Below are 1,785 nucleotides of genomic sequence, written 5' to 3'. Positions count from 1 at the left end.
CCCCCGCCCCGCGTGTGGCTGCACCTCTTGCTGTTCGTGGTGACGCTGGGGACGACGTTCCTGGCGTACCTGCTGCTCTTCGGGCGCTCCTTTCCCTTCAGCGAAGGGGGGCTGTTGCCGGAGGACCGGGCGCAGGCGCTGGCCTTCAGCGCGTCGCTGCTCGGCATCCTGGGCTCGCACGAGATGGGGCACTACGTCCTGGCGCGTTGGCACAAGGTGGACACGTCGCTGCCGTACTTCATCCCACTGCCGGTGCCCGGGAGCCTGGGCACGCTGGGCGCGGTCATCCGGCTGCGGGGGCGCATCCCCACGCGCAACGCGCTGGTGGACATTGGCGCGGCGGGGCCGCTGGCGGGCCTGGTGGTGGCGCTGCCGCTGCTCTATTGGGGGCTGTTGCACTCCACGGTGGTGGACTCGCCGCCGGTGCCTTCCACGTTCCCGGGTGACTCGTCGCTGTGGGTGCTGGGACAGAACCTGCTGCATTGGGCGATGGAGCGGCTGACGAACGCGCCGCCCGCGGTGGAGGCCGTCATCACCCAGCGGCAGACGCTGTTCGGCGACAACCTCATCATGAAGGCGCTGACGTGGCTGGCGCTGGGCCCGGTGCCCGAGGGCAAGGACGTGGTGGTGCACCCGGTGGTCATCGCCGCGTGGTTCGGCCTGCTGGTGACGCTGCTCAACCTGCTGCCGGTGGGCCAGCTGGACGGCGGGCACCTGACGTTCGCGGTGTTCGGGCCCCGGGCGCGGACGCTGGGCAAGGGCGTGGCGTGGGTGCTGTTGTTCCTCACGGTGTTCGTCACCGCTTCGTGGGGCCTGTGGCTGGTGGTGGCGAGCAAGGTCGTGGGCTTCGGACACCCGGAGGTGGTGGACCCGGGGGAGCCCCTGAGCCCCGCGCGCAAGGTCATCTGCGCGCTGTGCCTGCTGGCGCTCATCGGTTGCGCGATGCCCGTCCCCCTGCGAGAGGTGCTGTCATGAAGTACCAGTGCGAGGGCTGCGAGCGGCTGGTCCCGCTGGAGTCCTTCCAGGTCGAGGACGGCCAGCTGTCCGTGACGTGCCGGGCGTGTGGCGCGACGACCCTCGCGGAAACCCCCTCTCCGGCCCCGTCGTCGTCCCAGGACGCGCCCCGGTCGGACGACGGGGTTCGCGGTGGGAGCGAGGGCGTCGCGGTGGCCGTGCCCATGGTGGCGCCCTTCGCGTCCGCGCCGCCGGTGCCCGCGCGGGCCAGCGTCACCGCGCTGCGCGTGGTGCGCTCCGATGCGCCGTCGGTGATGCCCGCCATCCCGGACGGGGACCCGTTCCAGGCGCCGCCGGGCCACTGTCCCAAGTGCGTGGCGCCCATGCGCGAGGACACGGAGGCCTGCGCGCAGTGCGGGCTCGTCTACGCCAACTTCCTCCCGGAGGAGCACCAGCCCTCCGAGCTGCTGGCCTCCGAATGGCACGCGCTCCTGGGGGAGTGGCAGGACTGGGACACGCATGACCGGCTGCTGACGATGGCGATGGGGCGGGGGGAGCTGGCCATGGTGGGCCGGCTGTACCGCCTGCGGCTGGCCCGGACCCCGGATGATGCCCAGGCGCTGCGCGGGCGGGATGAGGTGGTGCGCCGGGTGACCTCCGCGGTGCCGCTCGCCTCGGACGGCCCGTCGCCGGAGTTCGGGCGCAAGGTGAAGAACACCGTGATGGGGGCGGTGCTGGTGGTGGCCCTGGTGCTGGTGCTGGTGCTCTTCCAGATGCTGCGCGGATCCTTCTAGGCGGGAGCGGGAAGCGCTGGCCGGCCCGCTTCCCGGG

General features: G+C 72.4%; 2 protein-coding genes. Both read left to right on the top strand.

Features of this window, described 5'->3' with window-relative positions; translation table 11 throughout:
• On the top strand, positions 1-975 hold a 975-nt coding region (locus D7Y13_RS41275), incomplete at its 5' end, for a site-2 protease family protein (protein ID WP_120631054.1).
• On the top strand, positions 972-1,748 hold the full coding sequence (locus D7Y13_RS41270) for a hypothetical protein (RefSeq protein ID WP_120586190.1): 777 nt from the start codon (positions 972-974) through the stop codon (positions 1,746-1,748). The genes D7Y13_RS41275 and D7Y13_RS41270, both read left to right, overlap by 4 nt.
• Positions 1,749-1,785 lie beyond the last annotated feature (37 nt).

This window comes from Corallococcus praedator, assembly GCF_003612125.1.
GTDB lineage: Bacteria > Myxococcota > Myxococcia > Myxococcales > Myxococcaceae > Corallococcus > Corallococcus praedator.
The sequence above is the reverse complement of the archived record's forward strand: the minus strand, read 5'-3'. Positions and strand labels throughout refer to the sequence as shown.